Below are 6,521 nucleotides of genomic sequence, written 5' to 3'. Positions count from 1 at the left end.
GTAGCTAGTCTAACCTTCGGGAGGACGGTTACCACGGTGTGATTCATGACTGGGGTGAAGTCGTAACAAGGTAGCCGTAGGGGAACCTGCGGCTGGATCACCTCCTTAATCGACGACATCAGCTGCTCCATAAGTTCCCACACGAATTGCTTGATTCATTGAAGAAGACGATAAGCCAGCCTTTAAGGTGGCTTGTGTCGTTAGAGTTTAGAAATGAATATTCTGAAATGAATATTGATTTCTAGTCTTTGATTAGATCGTTCTTTAAAAATTTGGGTATGTGATAGAAAGATAGACTGAACGTTACTTTCACTGGTAACGGATCAGGCTAAGGTAAAATTTGTGAGTAATTGCGAATTTTCGGCGAATGTCGTCTTCACAGTATAACCAGATTGCTTGGGGTTATATGGTCAAGTGAAGAAGCGCATACGGTGGATGCCTTGGCAGTCAGAGGCGATGAAAGACGTGGTAGCCTGCGAAAAGCTTCGGGGAGTCGGCAAACAGACTTTGATCCGGAGATGTCTGAATGGGGGAACCCACCTAACATAAGTTAGGTATCTTAAGCTGAATACATAGGCTTAAGAAGCGAACCAGGGGAACTGAAACATCTAAGTACCCTGAGGAAAAGAAATCAACCGAGATTCCCTTAGTAGTGGCGAGCGAACGGGGACTAGCCCTTAAGTGGCTTTGAGATTAGCGGAACGCTCTGGAAAGTGCGGCCATAGTGGGTGATAGCCCTGTACGCGAAAATCTCTTAGTCATGAAATCGAGTAGGACGGAGCACGAGAAACTTTGTCTGAATATGGGGGGACCATCCTCCAAGGCTAAATACTACTGACTGACCGATAGTGAACTAGTACCGTGAGGGAAAGGCGAAAAGAACCCCGGAGAGGGGAGTGAAATAGATCCTGAAACCGTATGCGTACAAGCAGTGGGAGCCCACTTTGTTGGGTGACTGCGTACCTTTTGTATAATGGGTCAGCGACTTATTTTCAGTGGCGAGCTTAACCGAATAGGGGAGGCGTAGCGAAAGCGAGTCTTAATAGGGCGTCTAGTCGCTGGGAATAGACCCGAAACCGGGCGATCTATCCATGGGCAGGTTGAAGGTTGGGTAACACTAACTGGAGGACCGAACCGACTACCGTTGAAAAGTTAGCGGATGACCTGTGGATCGGAGTGAAAGGCTAATCAAGCTCGGAGATAGCTGGTTCTCCTCGAAAGCTATTTAGGTAGCGCCTCATGTATCACTGTAGGGGGTAGAGCACTGTTTCGGCTAGGGGTCATCCCGACTTACCAAACCGATGCAAACTCCGAATACCTACAAGTGCCGAGCATGGGAGACACACGGCGGGTGCTAACGTCCGTCGTGAAAAGGGAAACAACCCAGACCGTCAGCTAAGGTCCCAAAGTTATGGTTAAGTGGGAAACGATGTGGGAAGGCTTAGACAGCTAGGAGGTTGGCTTAGAAGCAGCCACCCTTTAAAGAAAGCGTAATAGCTCACTAGTCGAGTCGGCCTGCGCGGAAGATGTAACGGGGCTCAAACCATACACCGAAGCTACGGGTATCACTTAGGTGATGCGGTAGAGGAGCGTTCTGTAAGCCTGTGAAGGTGAGTTGAGAAGCTTGCTGGAGGTATCAGAAGTGCGAATGCTGACATGAGTAACGACAATGGGTGTGAAAAACACCCACGCCGAAAGACCAAGGTTTCCTGCGCAACGTTAATCGACGCAGGGTTAGTCGGTCCCTAAGGCGAGGCTGAAAAGCGTAGTCGATGGAAAACAGGTTAATATTCCTGTACTTCTGGTTATTGCGATGGAGGGACGGAGAAGGCTAGGCCAGCTTGGCGTTGGTTGTCCAAGTTTAAGGTGGTAGGCTGGAATCTTAGGTAAATCCGGGATTCTAAGGCCGAGAGCTGATGACGAGTGTTCTTTTAGAACACGAAGTGGTTGATGCCATGCTTCCAAGAAAAGCTTCTAAGCTTCAGGTAACCAGGAACCGTACCCCAAACCGACACAGGTGGTTGGGTAGAGAATACCAAGGCGCTTGAGAGAACTCGGGTGAAGGAACTAGGCAAAATGGCACCGTAACTTCGGGAGAAGGTGCGCCGGTGAGGGTGAAGCATTTACTGCGTAAGCCCATGCCGGTCGAAGATACCAGGCCGCTGCGACTGTTTATTAAAAACACAGCACTCTGCAAACACGAAAGTGGACGTATAGGGTGTGACGCCTGCCCGGTGCCGGAAGGTTAATTGATGGGGTTAGCTAACGCGAAGCTCTTGATCGAAGCCCCGGTAAACGGCGGCCGTAACTATAACGGTCCTAAGGTAGCGAAATTCCTTGTCGGGTAAGTTCCGACCTGCACGAATGGCGTAACGATGGCGGCGCTGTCTCCACCCGAGACTCAGTGAAATTGAAATCGCTGTGAAGATGCAGTGTATCCGCGGCTAGACGGAAAGACCCCGTGAACCTTTACTATAGCTTTGCACTGGACTTTGAATTTGCTTGTGTAGGATAGGTGGGAGGCTTTGAAGCGTGGACGCCAGTTCGCGTGGAGCCAACCTTGAAATACCACCCTGGCAACTTTGAGGTTCTAACTCAGGTCCGTTATCCGGATCGAGGACAGTGTATGGTGGGTAGTTTGACTGGGGCGGTCTCCTCCTAAAGAGTAACGGAGGAGTACGAAGGTGCGCTCAGACCGGTCGGAAATCGGTCGTAGAGTATAAAGGCAAAAGCGCGCTTGACTGCGAGACAGACACGTCGAGCAGGTACGAAAGTAGGTCTTAGTGATCCGGTGGTTCTGTATGGAAGGGCCATCGCTCAACGGATAAAAGGTACTCCGGGGATAACAGGCTGATACCGCCCAAGAGTTCATATCGACGGCGGTGTTTGGCACCTCGATGTCGGCTCATCACATCCTGGGGCTGAAGCCGGTCCCAAGGGTATGGCTGTTCGCCATTTAAAGTGGTACGCGAGCTGGGTTTAGAACGTCGTGAGACAGTTCGGTCCCTATCTGCCGTGGACGTTTGAGATTTGAGAGGGGCTGCTCCTAGTACGAGAGGACCGGAGTGGACGAACCTCTGGTGTTCCGGTTGTCACGCCAGTGGCATTGCCGGGTAGCTATGTTCGGAATAGATAACCGCTGAAAGCATCTAAGCGGGAAACTAGCCTCAAGATGAGATCTCACTGGGACCTTGAGTCCCCTGAAGGGCCGTCGAAGACTACGACGTTGATAGGTTGGGTGTGTAAGCGCTGTGAGGCGTTGAGCTAACCAATACTAATTGCCCGTGAGGCTTGACCATATAACACCCAAGCAATTTGTGAACTCGAGAGAGACCAGATTGCGGTGTGTGAAGACGCAATGAACCGAAAGTTCGCAGCAAAAAAACACACAAATCTATCGCATACCCATTCGCTGGAGCGTGAACCTGAAAAGGCAAACGAGCTGGCTACCGAATTTCTTGACGACCATAGAGCATTGGAACCACCTGATCCCATCCCGAACTCAGCAGTGAAACGATGCATCGCCGATGGTAGTGTGGGGTTTCCCCATGTGAGAGTAGGTCATCGTCAAGATTAAATTCCGAAACCCCTATCTGCGTATGCAGGTAGGGGTTTTGTTTTAGTAGAAGTCACCGTTTTTTGCTGGCACGTTACTGCGGTAACGGGCTGGTCACAGAATTTCTTGACGACCATAGAGCATTGGAACCACCTGATCCCATCCCGAACTCAGCAGTGAAACGATGCATCGCCGATGGTAGTGTGGGGTTTCCCCATGTGAGAGTAGGTCATCGTCAAGATTGAATTCCGAAACCCCTGTCTGCTAGCGCAGACAGGGGTTTTGTCGTTTTGGAGCAGATAAAGCGCCGAGCGACAGCAAAGGAATTAAAAGCTAAGCCAGACGCTCTAGTACGCCGTTCGGCGGGAATCTGGCGTGAATGTCATCCATTTCATACAAACCCCTAAGATTTATCCTTCTCGTGCCGAAAAACTGGTGAGACATGCGTGCACCAAAGTAGAGCGGCCTCAGAAAGCCGTCTGCGCTGTTACATGGAATGTTGCAATCCGGAACGCATCCCCACTTTTTGCATAAGAAGTCCCATGAAATGAATCTCAAGTTCAGCCATAAAATCCTGCTGGCCGCTTCAGGCGTCGTGGTGCTGGCTTTCGCGTTGTTCACTTTGTACAACGACTATTTGCAGCGAAACACCATTCGGCAAAACCTCGAATCTTCTGTCCAGCAAGCCGGCGACTTGACCGCCAGCAGCGTGCAGAACTGGATGAGCGGCCGCGTGCTGGTGCTGGAAAACCTGGCGCAGAACGTTGCTCACCAAGGCGCGAATGCCGATCTGCCAGGATTGGTCGATCAACCGGCCTTTACCTCGAACTTCCAGTTCACGTACGTCGGCCAGGCCAACGGTGTCTTCACCCAGCGCCCTGACGCGAAGATGCCGGACGGCTACGACCCACGTCAGCGTCCTTGGTACAAGCAAGCCGTTGCTGCCGACAAAACCATGCTGACCCCGCCTTACATGGCCGCAGTCGGTGGCCTGGTCGTGACAATCGCCATGCCGGTGAAAAAGAACGGCGAACTGCTCGGCGTTGTCGGCGGTGACCTGAGTCTGGAAACCCTGGTGAAGATCATCAATTCGGTGGACTTCGGTGGTATCGGCCACGCGTTCCTGGTCAGCGCCGACGGTCAGGTGATCGTCAGCCCGGACAAAGATCAGGTGATGAAGAACCTGAAGGACATCTACCCAGGTTCCAGCGTACGCATCGAGAAGGGTAATCAGGAAGTCACCCTGAACAAGCAGGACCGCATCCTCTCGTTCACCCCAGTGAGTGGCTTGCCAAATGCCGAGTGGTACATCGGGCTGTCGATCGATAAGGACAAGGCCTACGCCCCGCTGAGCCAATTCCGCACCTCGGCACTGATCGCGATGTTTATCGCCGTGAGCGCCATTGCAGTGCTGCTGAGCCTTCTGATCAACGTGCTGATGCGCCCGCTGACAACCATGGGTCGTGCGATGAAAGACATCGCCCAGGGCGAAGGTGACCTGACCCGTCGTCTGGCCGTGGAAAGCAAAGACGAGTTCGGAGAACTGGGCGGTGCATTCAACCAGTTCGTAGAGCGGATTCACGCGTCGATTTCCGAAGTGTCCTCGGCGACCCGTCAGGTGCACGATCTGTCGCAACGCGTGATGGCCTCATCCAACGCCTCGATCATCGGTTCCGACGAACAAAGCGCTCGCACCAACAGTGTGGCTGCCGCGATCAACGAGCTTGGCGCCGCAACCCAGGAAATTGCCCGCAACGCCGCCGATGCTTCGCAGCACGCCAGCGGCGCCAGCGAGCAGGCCGACGACGGTCGTCAGGTGGTGGAAAAAACCATCCTGGCCATGACCGAGCTGTCGCAGAAAATCAGCCTGTCCTGCACCCAGATCGAAACCCTGAATGCCAGCACCGACAACATCGGGCACATTCTGGATGTGATCAAAGGTATCTCTCAGCAGACCAACCTGCTGGCCCTGAACGCGGCTATCGAAGCGGCCCGTGCCGGTGAAGCCGGTCGTGGTTTTGCGGTGGTGGCGGACGAGGTGCGTAACCTCGCCCATCGGACCCAGGAATCGGCCGAGGAGATCCACAAGATGATCACCTCGCTGCAGATCGGTTCTCGCGAAGCGGTGACCACCATGAACGCCAGCCAGGTCTCCAGTGAAGAGAGCGTTGAAGTGGCGAACCAGGCCGGTCTGCGCCTGGTCAGCGTGACCCAGCGCATCGGCGAAATCGACGGCATGAACCAATCGGTGGCCGCGGCGACCGAAGAGCAGACTGCAGTCGTGGAAACCCTCAACGTCGACGTCAACCAGATCAACCTGTTGAACCAGCAAAGCGTGGCCAACCTCAATGAAACATTGAAGGATTGCGATGCTCTGTCGTTGCAGGCCAACCGTTTGAAGCAATTGGTCGACAGCTTCAAAATCTGATCTATCGATGTAAAAAAGCCCGCTGTGGATCACCTCCACAGCGGGCTTTTTCATGCCTTATGCAAACAGCTTCAACACATTGTTCATCGCGTCATCGGCAAAGCCCTGCACGAAATCCTTGAACCCCGGTAACGCCTCAGCGTCGCCCTGGGCCGGTTCAGCGATGATGGTCCAGGTCGCCCGCGATTTGCCTTCGCCCAGCGATTCCACATTCATCGCCGCCCACAAGTTCGCCACGCCCAAGGTGTTGTAGATGGTCGTCCAGGTCATGCTCAGCGCCTGGTCGTCCCGGGAGTTGAGTTGCTCGACCACCAGGTTGCCGTCCTTGAAGACTTTCTTGCGCAGGGACGACACGCCTTCACCGGTCATCTCGATGTGCGACAGCGCCGGGATAAAGGCGTCGAAGCCGGCAAAGTTGCCGACCACCGCCCAGACTTTCAACGCGTCCGCAGGCACGTCCACCGAGGACGCCACGTGGCAGCCGTGTGGGTTTTTGATCAGGGTATCGGGTTGCAGGGTTTTCATGGTTTTGCTCCA

At 53.5% G+C, this 6,521-nt stretch carries 2 protein-coding genes and 4 rRNA genes (1 of these 6 cut by a window edge); 5 read left to right on the top strand and 1 reads right to left on the bottom strand.

From position 1 onward, the window contains the following. From HKK53_RS19910 to HKK53_RS19890, 5 genes are all read left to right on the top strand, one after another. Nucleotides 1-108: ribosomal RNA gene (locus HKK53_RS19910) — 16S ribosomal RNA — on the top strand (it extends 1,431 nt beyond the left edge of the window). A gap of 300 nt (nucleotides 109-408) precedes the next feature. After that, a 23S ribosomal RNA gene (locus HKK53_RS19905) occupies nucleotides 409-3,299 on the top strand. Between the two features lie 158 nt (nucleotides 3,300-3,457). Next, a 5S ribosomal RNA gene (gene rrf / locus HKK53_RS19900) occupies nucleotides 3,458-3,573 on the top strand. Nucleotides 3,574-3,681: 108 nt separating this feature from the next. After that, a 5S ribosomal RNA gene (gene rrf, locus HKK53_RS19895) occupies nucleotides 3,682-3,797 on the top strand. Together the 16S, 23S and 5S rRNA genes form the textbook arrangement of a ribosomal RNA operon. A 306-nt stretch (nucleotides 3,798-4,103) precedes the next feature. Next, nucleotides 4,104-5,984 carry a methyl-accepting chemotaxis protein gene (locus HKK53_RS19890; protein WP_169372239.1) on the top strand — a complete coding sequence of 627 codons (1,881 nt, stop codon included), beginning with the start codon at nucleotides 4,104-4,106 and terminating at the stop codon, nucleotides 5,982-5,984. 57 nt (nucleotides 5,985-6,041) lie between these two features. Here HKK53_RS19890 and HKK53_RS19885 read toward each other — a convergent pair whose 3' ends face one another. Beyond that, nucleotides 6,042-6,509, bottom strand: a complete 468-nt coding sequence (locus HKK53_RS19885) for an SRPBCC family protein (protein WP_169372238.1) — start codon at nucleotides 6,507-6,509, stop codon at nucleotides 6,042-6,044. Nucleotides 6,510-6,521: the final 12 nt, after the last annotated feature.

The organism is Pseudomonas sp. ADAK7 (assembly GCF_012935675.1).
Classification (GTDB): domain Bacteria; phylum Pseudomonadota; class Gammaproteobacteria; order Pseudomonadales; family Pseudomonadaceae; genus Aquipseudomonas.
This window is presented reverse-complemented; position numbering and strand designations above follow the sequence as displayed.

Coding starts and splice junctions, on each gene's coding strand:
- HKK53_RS19890 (WP_169372239.1), top strand. CDS start 4,104: ATGAATCTCAAGTTCAGCCATAAAATCCTGCTGGCCGCTTCAGGCGTC.
- HKK53_RS19885 (WP_169372238.1), bottom strand. CDS start 6,509: ATGAAAACCCTGCAACCCGATACCCTGATCAAAAACCCACACGGCTGC.